The organism is Vibrio sp. HENC-03 (assembly GCF_000305755.2).
In the GTDB taxonomy this organism is placed as follows: Bacteria; Pseudomonadota; Gammaproteobacteria; order Enterobacterales; family Vibrionaceae; genus Vibrio; species Vibrio owensii.
This window is the reverse complement of the sequence record NZ_JH976124.1, coordinates 220,360-239,651: the sequence shown is the minus strand read 5'-3', so window position 1 is coordinate 239,651 and position 19,292 is coordinate 220,360. Positions and strand designations below refer to the sequence as shown.

17 protein-coding genes are annotated in these 19,292 nt (G+C 46.7%); 3 read left to right on the top strand and 14 right to left on the bottom strand.

Annotated features, from left to right (window positions below):
• From VCHENC03_RS11300 to VCHENC03_RS11340, 10 genes are all read right to left on the bottom strand, one after another.
• The coding region (locus VCHENC03_RS11300) for a helix-turn-helix domain-containing protein (RefSeq protein WP_009706343.1) at window positions 1–736 on the bottom strand (736 nt) is incomplete at its 3' end.
• 66 nt (window positions 737–802) lie between these two features.
• Entirely contained in the window at window positions 803–1,819 is a 1,017-nt protein-coding gene (locus VCHENC03_RS11305) for a GGDEF domain-containing protein (RefSeq protein WP_005441440.1), read from the bottom strand.
• 372 nt (window positions 1,820–2,191) lie between these two features.
• Entirely contained in the window at window positions 2,192–2,446 is a 255-nt protein-coding gene (locus VCHENC03_RS0125955; RefSeq protein WP_005441438.1) for a hypothetical protein, read from the bottom strand.
• A gap of 147 nt (window positions 2,447–2,593) precedes the next feature.
• Window positions 2,594–3,820, bottom strand: a complete 1,227-nt coding sequence (gltS, locus tag VCHENC03_RS11310) for a sodium/glutamate symporter (RefSeq protein WP_009706341.1) — start codon at window positions 3,818–3,820, stop codon at window positions 2,594–2,596.
• Between the two features lie 217 nt (window positions 3,821–4,037).
• Window positions 4,038–4,577, bottom strand: coding sequence for a disulfide bond formation protein B (locus VCHENC03_RS11315; protein ID WP_009706340.1), 540 nt, complete (start codon window positions 4,575–4,577; stop codon window positions 4,038–4,040).
• 12 nt (window positions 4,578–4,589) lie between these two features.
• Window positions 4,590–4,745 carry a DUF5993 family protein gene (locus VCHENC03_RS27820; protein ID WP_005429588.1) on the bottom strand — a complete coding sequence of 52 codons (156 nt, stop codon included), beginning with the start codon at window positions 4,743–4,745 and terminating at the stop codon, window positions 4,590–4,592.
• A gap of 159 nt (window positions 4,746–4,904) precedes the next feature.
• Window positions 4,905–6,389 carry an efflux transporter outer membrane subunit gene (locus VCHENC03_RS11325; protein WP_009706339.1) on the bottom strand — a complete coding sequence of 495 codons (1,485 nt, stop codon included), beginning with the start codon at window positions 6,387–6,389 and terminating at the stop codon, window positions 4,905–4,907.
• A 2-nt stretch (window positions 6,390–6,391) separates the two neighbouring features.
• Window positions 6,392–9,448: an efflux RND transporter permease subunit gene (locus VCHENC03_RS11330; protein WP_009706338.1), complete on the bottom strand. Its 3,057-nt coding sequence runs from the start codon at window positions 9,446–9,448 to the stop codon at window positions 6,392–6,394.
• A gap of 9 nt (window positions 9,449–9,457) precedes the next feature.
• Window positions 9,458–10,540 (bottom strand): efflux RND transporter periplasmic adaptor subunit, encoded by a 1,083-nt coding sequence (locus VCHENC03_RS11335; protein ID WP_009706337.1) that lies wholly within the window; start codon window positions 10,538–10,540, stop codon window positions 9,458–9,460.
• A 103-nt stretch (window positions 10,541–10,643) separates the two neighbouring features.
• Window positions 10,644–11,525 (bottom strand): LysR family transcriptional regulator, encoded by an 882-nt coding sequence (locus VCHENC03_RS11340; protein WP_009706336.1) that lies wholly within the window; start codon window positions 11,523–11,525, stop codon window positions 10,644–10,646.
• 129 nt (window positions 11,526–11,654) lie between these two features.
• Between VCHENC03_RS11340 and VCHENC03_RS11345 the strand changes: the two genes are divergently transcribed.
• Entirely contained in the window at window positions 11,655–12,014 is a 360-nt protein-coding gene (locus tag VCHENC03_RS11345) for a DUF6559 family protein (RefSeq protein WP_032802792.1), read from the top strand.
• A 28-nt stretch (window positions 12,015–12,042) separates the two neighbouring features.
• On the top strand, window positions 12,043–12,957 hold the full coding sequence (locus VCHENC03_RS11350; protein ID WP_009706334.1) for a LysR family transcriptional regulator: 915 nt from the start codon (window positions 12,043–12,045) through the stop codon (window positions 12,955–12,957).
• Window positions 12,958–13,005: 48 nt separating this feature from the next.
• Here the strand turns inward: VCHENC03_RS11350 and VCHENC03_RS11355 are convergent, their stop codons facing one another.
• Window positions 13,006–14,010 carry a DUF1214 domain-containing protein gene (locus VCHENC03_RS11355; RefSeq protein ID WP_009706333.1) on the bottom strand — a complete coding sequence of 335 codons (1,005 nt, stop codon included), beginning with the start codon at window positions 14,008–14,010 and terminating at the stop codon, window positions 13,006–13,008.
• A 125-nt stretch (window positions 14,011–14,135) separates the two neighbouring features.
• Window positions 14,136–15,161, bottom strand: a complete 1,026-nt coding sequence (locus tag VCHENC03_RS11360; protein WP_009706332.1) for a helix-turn-helix domain-containing protein — start codon at window positions 15,159–15,161, stop codon at window positions 14,136–14,138.
• A 132-nt stretch (window positions 15,162–15,293) separates the two neighbouring features.
• On the opposite strand from VCHENC03_RS11360, the gene VCHENC03_RS11365 reads away from it, so the two are divergent.
• A complete protein-coding gene (locus VCHENC03_RS11365) occupies window positions 15,294–16,769 on the top strand; it encodes a DUF1214 domain-containing protein (protein WP_009706331.1) in 1,476 nt (491 codons plus the stop codon).
• A gap of 82 nt (window positions 16,770–16,851) precedes the next feature.
• Here the strand turns inward: VCHENC03_RS11365 and VCHENC03_RS11370 are convergent, their stop codons facing one another.
• Entirely contained in the window at window positions 16,852–17,643 is a 792-nt protein-coding gene (locus VCHENC03_RS11370) for a hypothetical protein (RefSeq protein WP_009706330.1), read from the bottom strand.
• Window positions 17,644–17,740: 97 nt separating this feature from the next.
• The coding region (locus tag VCHENC03_RS11375; protein ID WP_198158288.1) for a hypothetical protein at window positions 17,741–19,292 on the bottom strand (1,552 nt) is incomplete at its 5' end.

Here is a 19,292-nt window from a genome sequence, read left to right as displayed (position 1 = left end):
CAAAGCAATGCTTCACCATGGGGTTCTCGAATATGTGTGTCGCGGGGGCTTTAAAAAACGTGACCCGCCGGTGGTGGTAGAAATCCCGTATGAAAATGTCGAATAGAAGTTGTTTAATTACGGGCTCATGAACCGGAAAATGGATGATGGCATTGCCCATAACTTGGATGATGTCAGTCACCAAGAATTTCAAAATTGAGCGCCCTAAATGCCATAAGCTGAGAATCCGAAATTCAGACCTCAGCTCTTGGTAAATCAAATGTCCAACTAACATGCCCTTGCAATAGTAGAGGCGAGCCTTGCTGGGGGATTCACCAAACTGGTTGAGCGTGTCCTCTACACCTCCGGGGGTAATTAACTGCTTGTGGACGGCGTCGATCTGTTCGAACTCTGAATCGCTGATTTGGCTGAGAGAACAACTTTTCACATCGGTAACCTGATACTCGTAAACAATGTCTTTAAAGCTCAAATAGATGTTTTTACTTTGTGAGGCTTTTATCCGTTTGTACTCACTGGAAGTGTATTCATACTGCTCACCGATATAGTGAGAGAAGGCGAGTCGCTTTAATAAACTCGGTGTGACTTTTCCGCTTTCCCACTGACTTAACGTGGGTTGATTTAAGCTTTCAAAAGCGCTGTAACTCCTTGCTAAGTCGTCCGCCAATTGACCTTGAGTTAATCCCCTCTCCTTTCGAATTGCAGCGACCGCATGCGAAAATTCTAACTTGCTAACCATATATCTACGTCCTGAACTCATTATATTTTTTGATTGCTTCGAAGCGGCTCGGACCGAGCCAAAACTCTATGTTCTTGATTTTTTAGTGAGGTACATCATTTGGTCTGCGTGCTGGATTAAGGAGTCACTACAGCTCCCTTCATAAGGGAAGCGCGCGACACCGACACTCAGACCGATGTGAACGTTTTGAAAATGGATAAAAATAGGTGCACTACATGCTTGGTGCAGCAAAGACTGAAACTGTTCTAAATCCTTTGTATGTTCTAGCTCGGGTAGACAAAGAATAAACTCATCGCCACCAATTCTCGTTGCGAACTGGCCATCACTTAGTAGATGCAAAATACGTTGGGCGGTAATGCGTAATACCTTGTCTCCGGCATCATGCCCGAATTCGTCATTCACGGCTTTAAAGCCATCCAAGTCGATATAAAACAGAGTAAACGGTTGAGCACGCTGAATCTGTCGTTCTATCAGCTGATTGCCTTTAAAGCGGGAATAACACCCTGTTAGCTCGTCAATCTCGAGCAGTCTTTCTAGTTTTTCAACTTGTTCATATTGGGTTTGCCATGCGCTGTGCCAATAACTCTCGATAGAGCGCAACCCTTTGTAAATAAATAGATTGAACAAATACAGAAACGTACTCCGAATGGAGAACTCACTTAAACCCTGTAGTTTAAACAGGTCGTTGCCTGCGGTTATCAAATCAATGTTAAAGCAAACTGCCATTGATAGGGTGTATGTGATTAATGACCAAAAAACACCGAACTCAATTAAGGCTAAAAGAAGGTTTATTGTGACTAGTGACGAAAAGAGGAAGTGGCCGCCTAAGAAGTAGTACAGGTAAAAAGTGAGGGTGTAGCCGAGGATCAGAGCAATGACGACAGAGCGATGTCTTTGCTCAAATGCGAACGTTCGCCCCACCCAAAGGTAGGTAAAACAAGCAACCGCGGATAACACGTAAGGAAGGTATACAACATAATTAACCCCTCTGATTGCACAAGCGAATAGGGTAATAAGAATCCCCAAACTTGTAGAGCGCATGTAGTAGCGCGTAAAAATTTTGGTGAACTGCGTTCTGTCCATAGTTATGTCTCAAAGGAACAGCAAATAATGGGCAGTCAGAGATAGGGTTCAGTATGGATTGAGTGTGGATAGAGAACGTGAGAAACAAAGAATTTGCACCGCATGAATTTGGAAATGCGAGGCGCATATGCTTTTTCGGGCGTTTTTCTCGTCTGCAAGCGACACTGCATTTCATAAAGATGCTCGATACCTACTGCCGTTTTTATAAACTATTCTATGAGGCGAGGTTGCATAAAACTATACGGTTTTCGGGAAAATGCCCCGATCTCAATATGTCCGCATAAAAAGTGGGTTAACAGCAAATTTATCGAGGAAAAACTAATACTTAAGTGCTATGAGGTGTGAGTGAAATCAGTCTTAAGTTTGAGATGTCTACTTGAGTTTTTGATGGATGCGGTAACCGGTTGCATAACCAAGATAAAACAGCGCTGCGAGCGTAACGAACGCAGAAATGTAGGCAATAAAGTGATTCAAACCTAATCCAAAAGACAAGGTGAATGCTATGCCATTCACGGCTTCCATCGGGATCTTGTACCAAGACGCATGCACGGTCGATCCAAATAGAATAAGTGTGCCAATTAAAAAGAGTGTGCCAATGGAAAGGCCAACCCATCTACTGCTGTTCATGTTCATCTCAAGAGTTACTGACTTCGTAACAAAATATTTCAAGAGAAGCATTATACAACTGAGTGAGGGGGGAAGTGGTAGCAATATTTGCATGAATATGACAAGAGGCCACCGAAGTGACCTCTTTTTAACCAGATGGCGTCTTAATTATCCAATCCAATTAATGAAGTACGGAATGATGAGAGCATTGGCTAAATCGATGAAGAACGCACAAACCAAAGGCACGATAATAAAAGCCTGATGCGAGTTACCGTATTTCTGAGCAACCGCAGACATGTTGGCCATAGCGGTTGGGGTAGAACCCAAAGATATGCCGCCAAATCCAGAGCACACCACTGCCGCGTCGTAGTTTTTTCCCATCAATGGGAAGACGACAAATATCGCGATACAAATCGCCACCAGGAACTGCGCGCCAAGAATGATAAAAATAGGTCCAGCCAAATCGACCAAAGCCCATAACTGCATGCTCATCAGTGACATGGCTAAGAACGCGCCCAACGCCATATCCGCAATCAACGCCACCGCTGGTTTTCTTGCTGGCCAACGAGTGCCTGTAAGGCGAGGGTATGAGGCGGGAATAAGATTAGAAATCAAAATACCAGCAAACAAACAGGTCACAAACAACGGCAATTCCAGCCCTAAGCTGCTTACGCCTTCGTTCAAAATCGCGCCCAAGATAATACAAACATGGATTGCTAACATAGCATCTAAGAAGTCATAAGCATTGATAGACGGTTGCGGTTCATCCTGCGCCGTACCCACGTCCATTTCTTCCATTTTAGCTGGCTTCAGGTTGTGTTTGTTGATCAGGTATTTTGCAATCGGGCCGCCCATCAAGCTTGCTAAAATTAAGCCAAACGTTGCACTAGCGATGCCGATTTCCATGGCGGTATCAAGATCGAATATTTCAGCGATGCGAGGTGACCACGCAATCGCGGTTCCATGTCCGCCGATCAGAGATACCGTGCCGCTCAACAAGCCAACCGCCTCTGGCTGATCTAACATGGTCGCGATTCCAATGCCGGTTAGGTTTTGAATCAACATATAACCGATGGTGACCGAAAGCAGGATCAATAATGGCTTACCGCCTTTGAACAGATCTTGCAGACTGGCGTTGATGCCGATGGTGGTAAAGAAATACACCAACAACAAGTCGCGGGTAGCAAGATCAAATTGGACATCGATTTGAGTGACGTAATGGATAACGGCGAACAATACCGATACCAAGATGCCGCCGGAAACGGGTTCAGGAATACTGAATTCCTTTAAGAAACTGCTGGCTTGGGTTAGGCGCCTGCCTAAAAACAGCACGATGATCCCGAGGGTCACCGCGAGAAAAGATTCGACTTGTAATACACCGTCGACAAAGTTCATAACCACTCCTGCTTTGGTAAAACATGATGAGAGAATTAATCGGTACGTTTATCTCTAAACATACTGACATGTTTGTATGACATCCAATTGCATACCAACGAATTTGAACCAAGTCGGATTGTGCTGAGAATCGTATTTTCGTAACCGATAGAAAAGAGGAGTAGTACAAGGTCACATGTACCTATGCATGACTCCTCTTGCTTCGATTAAGGACTCGTTAGTTAAATAGCCAGTAGCTTTCTGGATTGTCTGGGCATTGATAAGGACCACATTCGGCAAAAGTCCCAATCACATTGAGTGCCACAACAGAAATCGCCAGCAAACATGTGATGCGACCTAGGTTGCTCATTTCGTATGGCTCTGGAGACTCCTCTTTACTGGTGAGCATCAGAATAACGGCGACCGCGAAAATGGTGGCAACAAACAGCACAAACGCCCAAGTGTAATAGTGCATCCCGAAGATAGGGCTACCGTATCCAGGCGTACCGGGAATCACGTGTAAAGAGACTTGTCTCAGTGACGTAGCGACGCCATAGAGTGCGCCTATAAGGACCACACCATAATGTCGCGACTGCGGCCCATACACCACGTTCAACAAGAAACCGAACATGATCATGATGAAGCCAATGCGCTGCAATAAACACAAAGGGCAAGGCAACTCATTCAGTACAAATTGCAGAACAAAGCCAATCAGTAGAACGGCTGTCATGCCCAGTAAACCAAGGGTATTGAGTAAAGCCAGATAGTTTCGACTCATGTGCAATCCCCTTTACAGCAAGATGGAAAGAGGGTCGGTGGCGTGATGATTGAACCAATACAGTCCAATGATCACCGAGGAAGCAAAGAAGGCATAGCCCACCGCTTTCTTACCTAAAAATGCACTGAGCATCGCAATCAATAACAGCAAAAAGATTAATGTCATCATGAGGGAGTTCCTTCCTTACTCTCTGATTTCAATCCTTTTAACTATAGGAAACGCGAGCTAATGCGCGACTTTATGCACAATAAAAAAGAGGAGGGGTTAGATTCGAGGTCCCAGATGAAGCTAACCCACTCCCCAAAACTGTTACTTAACTCATTCGGTTTAACTTTGTGGAGATTGCTCTAATGCCCAATCACCACCCAATGATTTGTAGAGTGCGACAGTGACCTGAGCTGTTTGCAATTTGGCTGCGATTTGTCGGTCTTGCATCATGCGTTGCTGGCGCTGAGCATCCAGTACCGACAAGTGGTCAATCAACCCTGCACGGTAGAGAGATTTGGCTTTCCCCACGGCTTTATCTGTCGCAACCAGAGCATCATCAATACGGCGCTGATTCTCTTGGCTTCTGCCATAAGCAAATAGTGTGGAATCCACTTCAGCAAAAGCCGAATCTACGGCGTGTTGGTAAGTCAGTGTTGCTGCGTCAAAACGAGCTTGGTTGATGTCCTCTAAAGCATCGCCACGACCACCATCAAAGACATTCCAACTGATGCCAGCCGCGCCAACCCAGCCGAAAGAATCACTGCTAAATAGATCATCAAAGCTAGAGGCGGATACGCCCGGAGCGCCGGTTAAGAAGAACTTCGGATATTGATTGGCAATACTTGCAGCAAGTTCTTCATTGATGGCTGCCATTTCTCGCTCCGCTATGCGGATATCAGGGCGACGCTGCAGTAAGTCGGAAGGTAATCCGATTGGCACGACATTTTGCATTGCTGGTACACCTTGAGTCTCTGCAAGTCGCACTTCGACTTTCGATAAAGGCTCACCAAGCAGTACCGCGATACGATGTTTGTGTACTTGCTGTGCGATTTCCAACTGAGGAATGATTGACTCCATCGCTGCAAGCGTCGCTTTGGCTTGCGCTAAATCGAGATCCGAGCCATAACCGCTACGAACCACTTTCTCGACCAAGTCCATGGTTTTCCTTTGGTCTTCAAGGTTTGATTTGGCTAAGTCGAGACGCTCACTTGCCCCTTGATACTGCAAGTAGTTATGAATCAAATCCGCAGTAAGCAAAGTTGTCAGCCCGCTTTGATAAATTTCTGCTTGCTCAACACGTATTTGCGCGGCATTGGATTGACGATCAATGCGACCGAACAAATCCAATTCCCAAGCGATACTCGCTCCAGCAAACACACCATCATGTTGGTTGTCCAACAAGGTTGTATTGCCAATTTGTGGTGGCAGGCCAGCGGCGGAATCACCAATCGGGTTCAGCGCAGGACCAAGCAGCGAGTCGTTCTTACTCAGCTGATAATTGACATATCCAGCACCAACATTGATGGTCGGCACTTTGAATGACTCGACAACGGTCTTATAGTTGTCTGCCATTTTGATGCGCTCTGCCGCGACCTTAAGCGGGATGTTTTGGCTTTGCATATCAAGCACCAAATCGTTCAACGTTGGGTCGTTAAACTCTGTCCACCAAAACGTTTCTCTCTCAGCACTGCGGCTGACGCCATTTTGGTCTGCATACAAATAAGTCTCTGCCATGCTGGTGGTTGGCGTTTGATAGTCTGGCCCAACGGCACAACCGGATAAACTTATTGCCAATACCAGTGGCGCGATAACGAACTTTCTCATGATTACGCCTCCTTCAATTCAGCGTCAGTTTGCGTGGTTGGTGATGTTTCTTTGTATGCCAAGCGATACAGTGCTGGCATGATGAACAGTGACAACACGGTCGCTGCTGCCAGACCGCCGATGATGGTGGCTGCCATTTGGTCGAACAAGAGATCCGATAGCAGCGGGATCATGCCGAGTGCGGTTGTTAGTGCACCCATCGAAATCGCCATGGTGCGGTTAACGGTGGCTTCTTTGATGGCATCCGATAATGGGCGGCCATTCGCACGTTCCAACTCAATTTGGTCCATCAACACAATGCCGTTTTTAATGATCATGCCCGTCAGGGTGATGGCACCAATCAACGCCATAAAGCCGAATGGTTTGTCAAAACCAAGCAGAGCAAAGGTGGCACCGGTAGCCGCCAAAGGCAGTGTGGCTAGAATGATGATCGGTTGCTTAAAGCCGTTAAACATTGCAACCAGAATGATCACCATGATCAGCATGGCTTTTGGCAGCTGTTTAAAGATGTCTGTAACCGCTTTGTGTTCATCGTAGTATTCGCCGCCCCATTCCAAGCTGTAGCCGGCTGGCAGAGGAATCGCTTCGATTTGATCTTTCACCGCGTTGCGTACTCTTGCTGGTGTGGTTGAACGCTCAACACCTGCTTGTGCTGTGATGGTTTTGACACGATTGCGACGCCAGATCATGCTCTCTTCTGGTACTAGCTCAAAGCCATCGACCACTTGGCCGAGAGGAACACTGTGCATGCCAAGCAGCGAACGTACTGGCAGAGTTTCTAGTGACGCCATGTTTTGCGAAGTGCCACGCAGTTGAATTGGAATCAACTCGTCATTAAGGTTCATCTGACCTAATGGCATGCCATCAGAAGCGCGTTTCAGAGCAAAGGCGATGTCCGCACGGTTGATGCCAGCCTGACGCATCTTGTCTTGGTTGATGATGGGTTTGAGCACTTTGCTTTCTTGACGCCAGTCATCACGAACGTATTTGGCATCCGGGTGAGTAGCAAAGATGGCTTTCGCTTGATCCGCCAGTTGGTGCAACACCGCTTCATCAGGGCCAGAGAAGCGAGCTTCTACCGCATATTTGTCTGAGGTCGCCAGTTTTAGTGCTCTAAAGCGAGGTTCCGCGTCTGGGAATGTGTTCCGCAACCATTTGTCACCACGTTCAACAAGTTGGCTGATGCTTTCGTAATCCTTGGTGTTAATCAATATCTGCCCGTATGCAGGATCGAGTGGCTCTGGTTCTACGGTCACCGAGAAGCGCGGTGCACTTGCGCCCATGTAGCTAGAGATGCTTTCTACTTCTGGTTGCTTGAGTAGCCATTGTTCGACTTTGCGCATGTCTGCTGAGGTTTGCTCGATCTTGGCGCCATTCGGTAGCCAGTAATCAAGGAACACGATAGGGCGATCCGATTGCGGGATAAAGTTCACCGCCACGTAAGGCACAGCCACGGCAGTCACTAAAAGCAGGGGAATCAATGCTGTCAGTGCTTTCATTGGGTTATCAACCGTCCAAAACACCAACTGCTTGTAACGGCTTGGCTTTGCGTCTTCATCGATAGGTGTTGCTTTGATGAACATCCAACACATCAGCACAGTGAAGGTCATCGCGACCAACCAAGACAGAAGAAGCGAAGACGCGACGATGTAGAACACTGAACCCGCAAATTCGGCTGAGTCGGTTTTGGAGAACAGCACCGGACTTGCACCCATGATGGCAATGACGGTTGCGCCAAGCAGAGGGACGGCGGTTTCCTTGACCGAATCAATAGCAGCACGTGTGCGTTCGATGCCTTTGCTCAGTTTTACGATCATCATGTCAGTGATCACGATGGCGTTGTCCACCAACATACCCAAAGCAAGAATAAAGGTACCTAACGAGACTCGATGCAAATCAATGCCCGCGATATTCATGTAGACCAGCGTGAGCAGGATGGTCAGCAATAAGCTCGAACCAACAATTGTCGCGCTCTTAAAGCCCATGAAGACCAACAGCACCACAAACACAATGCCGACACTTTCGAGCAGGTTACCGACGAAGTCATCAATCGCTTTTTGCACTTCTTCAGGTTGGTAAGCCACAGTAGAAATATCAACGCCAAGCGGCAGTGTTTGTTGGTAGTTTTGGATGATGTCGCGAATCGTGTCGCCGAGCGAGACCACATTGATACCTTCAACAGGGCTGACCGCTAGCGTCACCGCAGGCTCACCATTAAATCGACTTTCTGTTAGCGCTGGTGTTTGGTAGCCCATGGATACATCGGCGATGTCACCTAAGCGAATCAAGCCTGTACCTAGCTCACTCACGCCACCTTTGATGACTAAGTTACGGATATCATCTAATGACTGAAACTCACTGGTTTGAGTAATACGAATGCGCTCGGTGCCAGCATCGAACTTGCCTGCCTCAAAGGTCATGTTCTGTGTGCTGAGTTGGTTCCACACCTGCGCGACAGACAAACCATATTGAGCCAGACGTTCGTCAGGCATATCAATGTAAACCACTCGCGGTTGCACGCCGTGTAGCTCAATCTTCTTAATGCCTTTTACGGCTTTGATTTGGCGTTGCAACTCTTCTGCATAGCGGCGTAACTCTTCTGGTGCGGCGTCTTGGCTATGGATAGAGAAAAGCATGCCATACACTTCAGAGAACTCATCCTGAACAATGCTGATTTGCGCTGTAGACGGCAGTTGCAGTTTTACGTCGTCGACTTTGCGGCGCAGTAAATCCCATTGCTGCGGAAGCGCTTTGGAATTGAGACTCTCTTTCAAGTCGACAAATACCATCGACATCCCCGGACGAGACAAAGAACGCAGGCGATTCAACTCGGCCATTTCTTGCAGCTTGGTCTCAATGGTATCTGTGACTTGTTGTTCTACTTCTTCCGCCGAGGCGCCCGGATACAAGGTGACAACGACGGCGGTTTTAACCGTGAAGCTTGGATCTTCCAACTTGCCTAAATCGAAGTAAGAATACAGCCCTGCCACCACACTTAAGGCGATAAAGAACAACACGAAAGTGCGCTGTCTTATCGCGAATTCAGCTAAATTGATCATGATTCGAGCCTATAGCGTTTTGATGGTTAGATTCGGCGTGTTGTCGCCAGCTTGAAGATAATGAGTGCCGCTGATGACCACATAGTCGCCTTGGTGGAAAGCGCCAGAGACACAAGCCTGATGCGAGTCGATGGATTGCAATGTCACTGGCTCGGTATGCACGATAGCGTCACGAACGACATTGACGTGTAGCGTTTTCTTTTCACCTAAAATCGCAGAATAGGGGAAGCAATGACAGGATTGATCGGGCTGAAATGAGGTTGTGACCGTAACGGCTTTGCCATTGAACAGCTCGTTAGAAATTGAATCGATAGCTAGAGTGACAGGGTAAGTTTGTTTGATGAGATGTTTTTTAGGCGCGATTTCAGCGACGTTCGCACGGTATGTTTGCTCTGAGCCATACCAAGACAGTGCCGCTGTTTGCCCAAGATTAAACTGACGAATCATGTTCTCAGGCACATCGATATCCACTTCCCACTGACCGTCTTGTTGAAGAGTGGCGACGCTAACGCCCGGCAGTGTCTGCTCGAATGCATCGATTCGTACCTCGCCAATGCTGCCAGAAAATGGTGCACGCAGTGTGGTGTAAGCCAAGGCATCTTCCGCACGTTGGATATTCTTCTCTACCACTTTAACCGCAGACAAACTGCGCTCATAACCGCTGATGGCTCGATCCAAATTCACACTGGCAATCGCGTCATCATCGGTGGCTTGCTTAACGCGTTTTAGCTCAGCCTTCGCCAATTTATGCGCAGACTTTGCTTCCAGCATACGTGCTTGAAGTTCTTCCAAAGAAACTTGGTAATCGTGAGGATCAAGTGTAGCAATGATCTGTCCTTTCTCGACATGGTCGCCTTTCTTCACCAAAACGCGGTCAACCGTGCCAGGAACGCGAAAAGAAAGGGAGGCGGTCTCTTTTGCTTGAACAATGCCACTAAACGATTTGTTCAATGCCGTGTTTTCACCCGTGACTTCAACAACTTGAATTGGGCGAGGGGACTCTGGTTCGGTGAACGTGTTTTGGCTTTGATTACAGCCAAACAGTGCCAATGTCGCGGCACCTAATGCAGTAGTTTTGAATAGACGATTCATACGATGGCTCCATAATTTTGGTGCCATCATACAATTGTACAATGTTCAGATAATCACTCGACAATGAGACTCACTGTCTCAAAAAACGAGACAATGTATTCAGCTAAACGAGTTTTGGGACTTCTTTAATGAGGTGGTCAATAAGTAGGCGGCTCGCCTGACTCAATGTTTTAGGCTGAGGGTAAAGCAACCAACCCGATTCTTCAGTGACAGAATATTGTGACAATAGCTGTATCAAGCTGCCGGATTCCAACTCACGCTTCACCAGTAGTTTGGGCATAAAGGTGATGCCACGATCTAAAATCGTCGCGTTCTTAATAAAGCCAATGTTGTTAGAAATGAGCTTCGGATGCAGTTGTACACTTTGTTCTTGGAAGTGCCATACATTGTCCACCTCGCCATTTGGCCAACGAAAACAGACACACTGGTGTTCCTTCAGTTGTTCTAGGTTCTCAGGCATGCCGTGTGTTTCAAGGTAATTGGGAGAAGCGACTAAACAACGGTCGAGTGTCAAAAGCTTACGCGCAACGATGTCGGAATCAAATAGGGCGCCACCATGAAAAGCGATGTCCAAGCCCTGTTGGAACATGTCACTAAAGCCATTGTTGATGTTGCGAATATCCAACTCAACGTGTGGGTATTTATCGTGGAAGTTAAACAGAATTGGGCGAACCAGTTCATCGGTTTCTGGCAGTAACCCAAGTTTGATGCGGCCGCGAACTTCATTGGTGTCGTTGCTGACTTGTTCGTTCGCGGAGTCGAGCATGGTCAGCGCTTTTTGCAGGTTCTCATAATAAGCTTCGCCGTTATTGGTTAGCGATAAACTGCGTGTGGTGCGATGGAATAACTGAGCACCTAAAGATTGCTCTAATTCGCCAATTCGTCGACTCACATTCGCGCGCGGCAGATCCAATGCGTTTGCCGCGGCGGTAAAGCTTCCTAGCTCGACCACTTTAATGAAGAGTTTAAGATCGTCGATTTTCACACTGGCGCTCCATGCTTATTGAACACTGTACTAAACCGTGACACTCTAAAGCATCGTAACGTTATGCACAAAATATAACGTGACTTTTGATAACCGATACTTTTTTGAAAAGAGAAATAGGGAATTAATGTGCTGAGAGTTATTCAACGTCGTCGAATCAAGAAGGTCATTAAGTTGCTTTCTGTCAGATTGATTAAGGGCTATGGAAGTCGCGAGTATTTCTCTATCGGACAAGTGCAAAGCAGCACAAGCGAGTTGAGCAAGCGCCAACAACAGATCGCTTTGGCTCTGTATACCGATCCTCAAGAACTGAGTGCAGAAGTTAGAGCTGAGCTTACTTCCTTGCGTGCCGATGTCTCGAATGACTTTTTCGATGGTGGTGATTACACCGCACAAGATGTTTTGAATCTACTTGGTTCGGGTGGATGGAAAGGCGGTCGTATGGACGATGACATGTCGCACCGATTCGGAATGAATAGCCGATACTAAACAGGGTTGTACTAGGGAACGAATCACGATGAAGCAACTGGATCTCAACTTACTTCGCATCTTTCTGGTGTTACTTGAAACCAAGAACACGCGTATTGCGGGTGACCAATTAGCGTTGAGCCAACCCGCAGTGAGCAAAGCGTTGGGAAGGCTGCGTGATTACTTTGATGATGAGTTGTTTACTCGCGTTCACTCTGGCTTAAAGCCAACGCCTCGTGCACTTGAGCTGGGTGACAAGCTGCCGATGATCATGGAGAGTTTGGATGAGGTGATTCTAGATTCGCCAACGTTTGAACCTGCCGACTACCGAGGCAACATTACCATTGCGATTAACGGTTTTATCTCCAATTGGCTCGGCGCACGATTATGCCTCGCGGTGATTGAAGAGGCACCAAACGCACAAGTAAACATAGTGAATTGGGGCTCTCAAACACTCAAAAAGTTGCTCGATGGCGAAATTCAAGCGGCCATCAACTACTCGCCAATCGACACCAATAAGCAATTTACCCACCAAGTGATTGGTGAAGATGATTTTGTTGGGTTAGTGAAAATCAACCACCCGTTGGCAGGAAAGACCTTGTCTCAAGCTGAAATCAATCAAGCAGAATACGCCAGTTTGGTGGTGCCGGGTTGGAATGATGCTCAGCCCTTTATTGCTAAGCACCTTTCAAGTGAAGCGTTGAAAGTAAAAGCGCGAAGCTCCTATTTGCATACCTTGCTCGATGTGGTTAAGCAGAGTGAGATCATCTTGCCTTGTTCTCGACAGCTTGCTCACTATCTGCGCGGTGAGTTTGAATATGTTTCTTTCCCTAATCACACCCCAGATGAGCTAAAAAATATTGTGCTGGTGGAATCGCACAATAAACGCATGCACCCGATGCATCAGTGGCTAAAACGAAAAATCATCACCACTTCTCAAGCCATCATCCAAGAAAAACAATAAGCCTCTCCATCGAGAGGCTTGGTCTGAAGAGATTAAGCCTGTTCTGCGTTATTTTGCCGTCACGTTCGGGAAGTTGTGCATTTCCTCAATCGCTTTGGCTTTGTCACTTGGACGGTAAGCGCGCAGCGCAAAGTTCCAGCCTGCATCGTTCACTTCAATTACGTTATTGGCGGCACCACAAGTCTCGCCTTTCGGTGCGAAGTGAATGGTGTAAGAGCCATCTTTGTTTGGTACAGCGGAGGTTGAATCTGCGCTGTTGTTATCCGTCATCAACCAGCCTTTGCCTGAATATGCGGTGATAGACCAGTAACCGCCTTTCTCATAGCTTAGTGACGGTTTATCGAAGGTGATGTCAGCACACTCAACTTTGCCAGTACCTGCTCGTGAAGAGTACACCGCGTATTCTGCTGGTAAGCCAGCCCAGCCCACAGCGGTACCAATCATAAATTGCTTGTTATCTGGTGTTGCAGTAATGCCAGTAGTGAAAGCTTCTTCTGTCTTAATCGTGTTGACTTGCTTCTCCCATTTCGCACGCACCGCGTCACGAGAGGCACTGTCCCAATCTTGCGCTGGCTTAAATGGTTTTGCGGATTTTGCATCAATCACGGCGGCATCTTGTAAGCGATGTGCTTCTTCCATGCCTGCTGTCGTAGCGGTACGCATGAGGATGTAAATGTAATCCGAGCCTGCAATTTTCGAATCAATGTAGATCTCGTCACCACCGTAAATGGCCATATGGTTGTCGTGATTGTTGTTGAAGAAATGCATGATTTGGTAAGCATCACCTTTCGCTAAACGGAAAGTGGCACCTTTCGACACATCGACCACGGCTGTTGAGTAGAGCAAGTCGGTGTTTGAGCGAATGATCATCTGATTATCAACGGTGACGCTGTCTCGGTTGTGGTCAAACACATTGATTGGCTGGCGCTCTAGTTGTTGAGTGAAGTACAGGTCAGTTTCTGCACGGGCGAAGTTTTCGTCGGTCACTTTAACGGCTGCCATGGTCTGCATAGAGGTGATGGCAATAAGAGTCGCTAAGATGGTCTTTTTCATGTCGCTTACCTTGAGGTCGTCATTAAGAGATGACCTCACTTTATCGATATGCCTATGATGACAGAAATGAATTGATGTAATTCAGACAATAACCAAATCGAATTGCAAGCTCGGATTGCCAGCCGTCACACGCGATGCTGTTTTCGATATTGCAAAGGTGTGGTGCCATTGGTGCGTTTGAACTGGCGAATAAAAGAGTCGGCAGAAGCGTAGCAAAGCATGTCTGCAATGGTGCGGATTGGATATTCGCTGTTGGTGAGTAGCTTCTTACTCTCGGTGTCGCGAACTGAATTCACGATATCTCGGTAGGTGAGGTCATTTTTGTTCAACAAGTTCTGCAATGTTCTCGGGTGGATGCCGAGCATTTTGCTGACCAAGGTTTTGCTGATATCACCGAGAGGAAGTAATAACAGAATCGAGTTAGTGGTGATTTCCAATAGCGTGTTGTGATGTTGAAGACCGTGAGAGACTTTGCGTCGCATTTGATTGGTAATGGTCATCTCCAAATCAGGCTTTTCTGCGAGTAGGGCTTTGGGGAACTCAAAACCATCGAACTGACTACCCAATATCACTTTGCATTCAAAGAAACGTTCAAGACGTTCTATCTGTGTTTGCTGCTGTGCTCCTGATTCACCTTGGTAGCGCGCTTTAAAATGGACTTGATGCAACTTCAACCGTTCGCCCAATACCATCTTGAACGTTGTAATAATGCCTCCGATGGAAAGCAAAGCGTGTTGGCTTGTATCGACATTGGGTACGAATAAGAACTGGGTAAAGTGGCGAGCAATGTCTTCACGAATATCAAGTTGGTGGCGAGAAGCGCGCTGTTGATAGCTGTATAGACCAAACAAAACCGGATAGATGTTTGCGAGAGATTCCTGACTGGCAATCAGCAACATAGCGATGTCCAAAGACTGGTAGTCAATCAAGGTACTGAGCTCTAGGGCGAACAGCGGGTCTTTAGTCTCTTTGGCGGCCAAGTTCAGCAGTTCTGCAAATTGCTGGTGGCTAAGCTCTTGGTTTTCATCGTGTAAGGTTGAGATTTGAATATTGAGCTTTGAGGTTAAGGTTTGAGGCTCAACACCATATCGTCTGCACAATCTAGGAAAAGCAGAGAGGTATAACGCACTCAATCGATATTCGTTTTTCACTCAAATATTCTCAAAATGTCAATTTTCAGTCTTGGCTTGTTTTTATACTGCGCCACATTGAGTTGGTCAAGAAATGACTGATTTCAACTTCATCCTCCCGATACCGCCTGAAACGACGAGTAGAGAATAGACATGAAAAAAGTAACGAAAACCCTTATCTCTGGTTTGATATTTGCCGCTTTAACCAGTAGCGCATACGCAGACAACAAAATCAAGATTGAGAACATGCACACCCGCTCTGGTGATTTTGCTTTTGAAACCAGCGTGCTCAACGGCATTCCAACAGAGGAAAGCTCAAAGAAACTGTTTAATCTGATGGATTTTCAGCGCGCGACACAAGCTTACATTTGGTCTATTCCGCTGACGTCTAACTACGCGTGGAAGGCGGCGTATGAAAAAATGGGCTCAGAAGATGGCCAAATTACTTATGTGGCTTCTCACCAGTCTAAATTGGGCGGTTTAACTTACAACACCTCAACGCCTTACGCGATTACATGGTTTAACGTAGAGAAAGAGCCCGTAGTGGTTAACATCCCGACCGATGAACTGCGTGGCGCGGTGCATACCATGTGGCAGATTGGCATTGCACAAATGACCAAACCAGGCACATACGTGATAAAAGCTAAGGGCAGCGAAACACCAAAGAACCTACCAAAAGGTGCGGTGGTACTTGAATCGGATACTAACTATGTCTTCTTTGGTGTGCGCTTAATGGCGAAAACCGAGAAACAACGCATGACGGACTTGGAGTCGATGTCAATCACGCATCTGGATGGCAAACCCCTTAGCGATCGAGGTGTTAACTTCCCGAAAAAAGGTCTCGATGCGAAACACCCACGTGGTATGGAGTTTTGGCAAGTGCTCAACGAAGCCATTCAAACAGAACCTGTTGCAGAACGCGATCGCATGATGCATGACATGTTGCGTCCATTGGGTATTGAGAAGGGTAAACCGTTCGAGCCAAATGCCGAACAAGTGAAGATTATGAAAGAAGCGGTAGTGCTTGGTGAGGCCATGACTAAGAATATCGACTTCAACAAAACGGGTCGTTTACATCAATCAGAATACGGGCCTGAAGGGAACCGTTGGGAAGTTGCAACAGCATCAACACCAAACCAAGATCGCGCTTATGGCATGGATCTCGATGGTCGCGCGGCATGGTTTTATGAAGCGGTGACGAACGATATTGCGATGCATGGTTTTGAAAATGGTGGCTGGGGTCAGATATACCTTGATAACTATCGTGACGGCGAAGGCTATGGCCTAAATGGTAGCAATCACTACACGCTAACTTTAGATGGCGATGTGAACTATGCCGATTTGTTCTGGACCATTACGGTGTACAACGTGGAAAACCGTGCCATCATCGATAACGATATTCAACGTGCGGATGTGGGCTCAAACGTTCCGGGCACAGTGAAAGACGCAGACGGGAACTACACGTTCCACTTCTCACCAACCAAGCCAGAAGGTGTGAATGAAGCAAACTGGGTACAAACTCGACCAGATGAAAACTGGTTTGTGTATTTCCGCGCTTACTCACCAAGCAAAGCGTTTGTTGAGCAGAAACCAGAAACGATTCTGCCAAACTTTAAACACGTGAAGTAACCCTAAAAGCCACCATGATGAGAATTGTCGTGGTGGCTTTTTAAAGACTCATTGCGTTTGATGTTACTCCGCTAATTTTGAATTAGTAATCAAACGATAAACTAAAATCCCAGTAGTTTCGGCTTGAATCATTGAGGTCAAATCGATGAGATAAATACGGTTTTACTCCCCAAAGATTCAAGGTAAAGCCGAGATTAATATAGCTGTCGGCATCGGTTGTGTTTCGGTTGGTGCAAATCGGTCTGGAGCATGGCAATTCATCAAGATTGAGCTGCGCTTTTCCGTAAAGATTGCTGTCGTGTCCGTACGAGGCAGACAGCTCCAACACATCGTTCACAGGGTAAAGCACACCAACCAACTTGTTCAGATTGAACGATTCATCACGAATGTCCCAACCCTCTCCCTCAAATCGGCTATCGATGTATTGAACATCGAAATTGGTGAACACTATCGCGTCACCTAATTGCGCGGCTGAAAACAACCCTGTGGTATAAACGCCCGTTTTATCTGTGTTTCCACCAACAGAAGCGCTTACTTCATTGTAAATTTGGTCGAAGAGAAGGAAAGAGTAACCAAGCCCAATGTCACCAAATTTGTCACTGTCTACCGAGCCAAATAGTCGCCACTTATCATTCAAGTTATAAGAACCATTTAGGGTGAAAACATAGTCGTTCGAATAGTCTCCAAGAAAATCACTCTTACTGACTGAAACATCGAACGTTTCGACAAGCAAGGTTCCCCAATCTTGCTGGGATTCTTCCGGTGATTCTAGTTCTTGAAGTTTTGTGTGGACATGCTCAGGTTCGGTACTTGCGTTGGTTTGAAATGGCAGAAGTAGCAAAGAAACGATAAAGGTTGTAATCGGAAATCTCACGAGCGGCTCTCTTTAATGGGCTTCCATGCTGTGAATGCGGGACAGAATTAAGATAAAAAAGCCCCCAAAGGAAGGGGGCTTGAATTACCGACTGACGTTATTTTCTAGTATTTACAAATTGACGGATTTTCTTGCGTTGCTCCGCAGACAAAGCATTAAAGCGATCTTTAACGTTTTGAATATCGAAGTCTGAAGCGTTTACCTTCTCTGTGATTTGGTAAGCATCAAACTCATTGTTTCCAGTTGGTTTGAACACTGGTTTGCCATTTTCAAGTGGAATACGAACCTCTTCACCAGTGTTGTGTTTAATAACAAGGTCAAAGCCGGAGTCAGTATTGTTTGGTTCAATAGTGCCCGTTGCTACCCAGTTATCGTTGCCTTTTTCAGTGATGATCAGCGTTTGGTCATGCCATGCGTAGTCGTATTCCATGTTCGGGTTACCAACTTCACTCTCGATTGGGTTAGATGGTATGCTCGGTTTGATAACAGGTTTGCCGTTCTCTAGCGGGATACGAACCACTTCGCCTGTGCTGTGCTTGATAACAAGCTCAACACCAGTATTCGTCTTCTCAAGCGTACCTGTTGCTACCCAAACGTCGGTGCCTTTCTCAGTAATGACAAGAGTTTGGTCGTGCCATGCGTAGTTGTATTCCATGTTCGGGTTACCGACTTCGCCTTCGATTGGGTTAGATGGCGTGCCCGGCTTGATAACAGGCTTGCCGTTCTCTAGCGGGATACGAACCACTTCGCCGGTGCTGTGTTTGATTACTAATTCAAAGCCAGCGGTTGTTTCTTCGATTGTTCCTGTTGCTACCCAAACATCAGTGCCTTTCTCAGTGATGATCAGCGTTTGGTCATGCCATGCGTAGTCGTATTCCATGTTTGGATTACCAACTTCACCTTCAATTGGGTTTGATGGCGTGCCCGGTTTGATCACTGGTTTGCCGTTTTCTAGTGGGATACGAACCACTTCGCCTGTGCTGTGCTTGATAACAAGCTCAACGCCAGTATTCGTCTTCTCAAGTGTGCCTGTCGCTACCCAAACATCGGTGCCTTTCTCTGTGATGATCAGCGTTTGGTCATTCCATGCGTAGTCGTATTCCATGTTCGGATTACCAACTTCACCTTCAATCGGGTTAGATGGTGTGCCCGGCTTGATAACAGGTTTGCCGTTCTCTAGTGGGATGCGAACCACTTCACCTGTGTTGTGTTTGATAACAAGCTCGACGCCAGAGTTAGTCTTCTCAAGCGTGCCTGTCGCTACCCAAACATCAGTGCCTTTTTCAGTAATGACAAGAGTTTGGTCGTGCCATGCGTAGTTGTATTCCATGTTCGGGTTACTAACTTCGCCTTCGATTGGGTTAGATGGCGTGCCCGGTTTGATTACAGGTTTGCCGTTCTCTAGCGGGATACGAACCACTTCGCCTGTGCTGTGCTTGATAACCAGTTCTACTCCAGAGTTGGTCTTCTCAAGCGTACCTGTCGCTACCCAAACATCATTGCCTTTCTCAGTGATGATCAGCGTTTGGTCGTGCCATGCGTAGTTGTATTCCATGTTCGGATTACCAACTTCGCCTTCAATCGGGTTAGATGGTGTGCCCGGTTTGATCACTGGTTTGCCGTTTTCTAGCGGGATGCGAACCACTTCA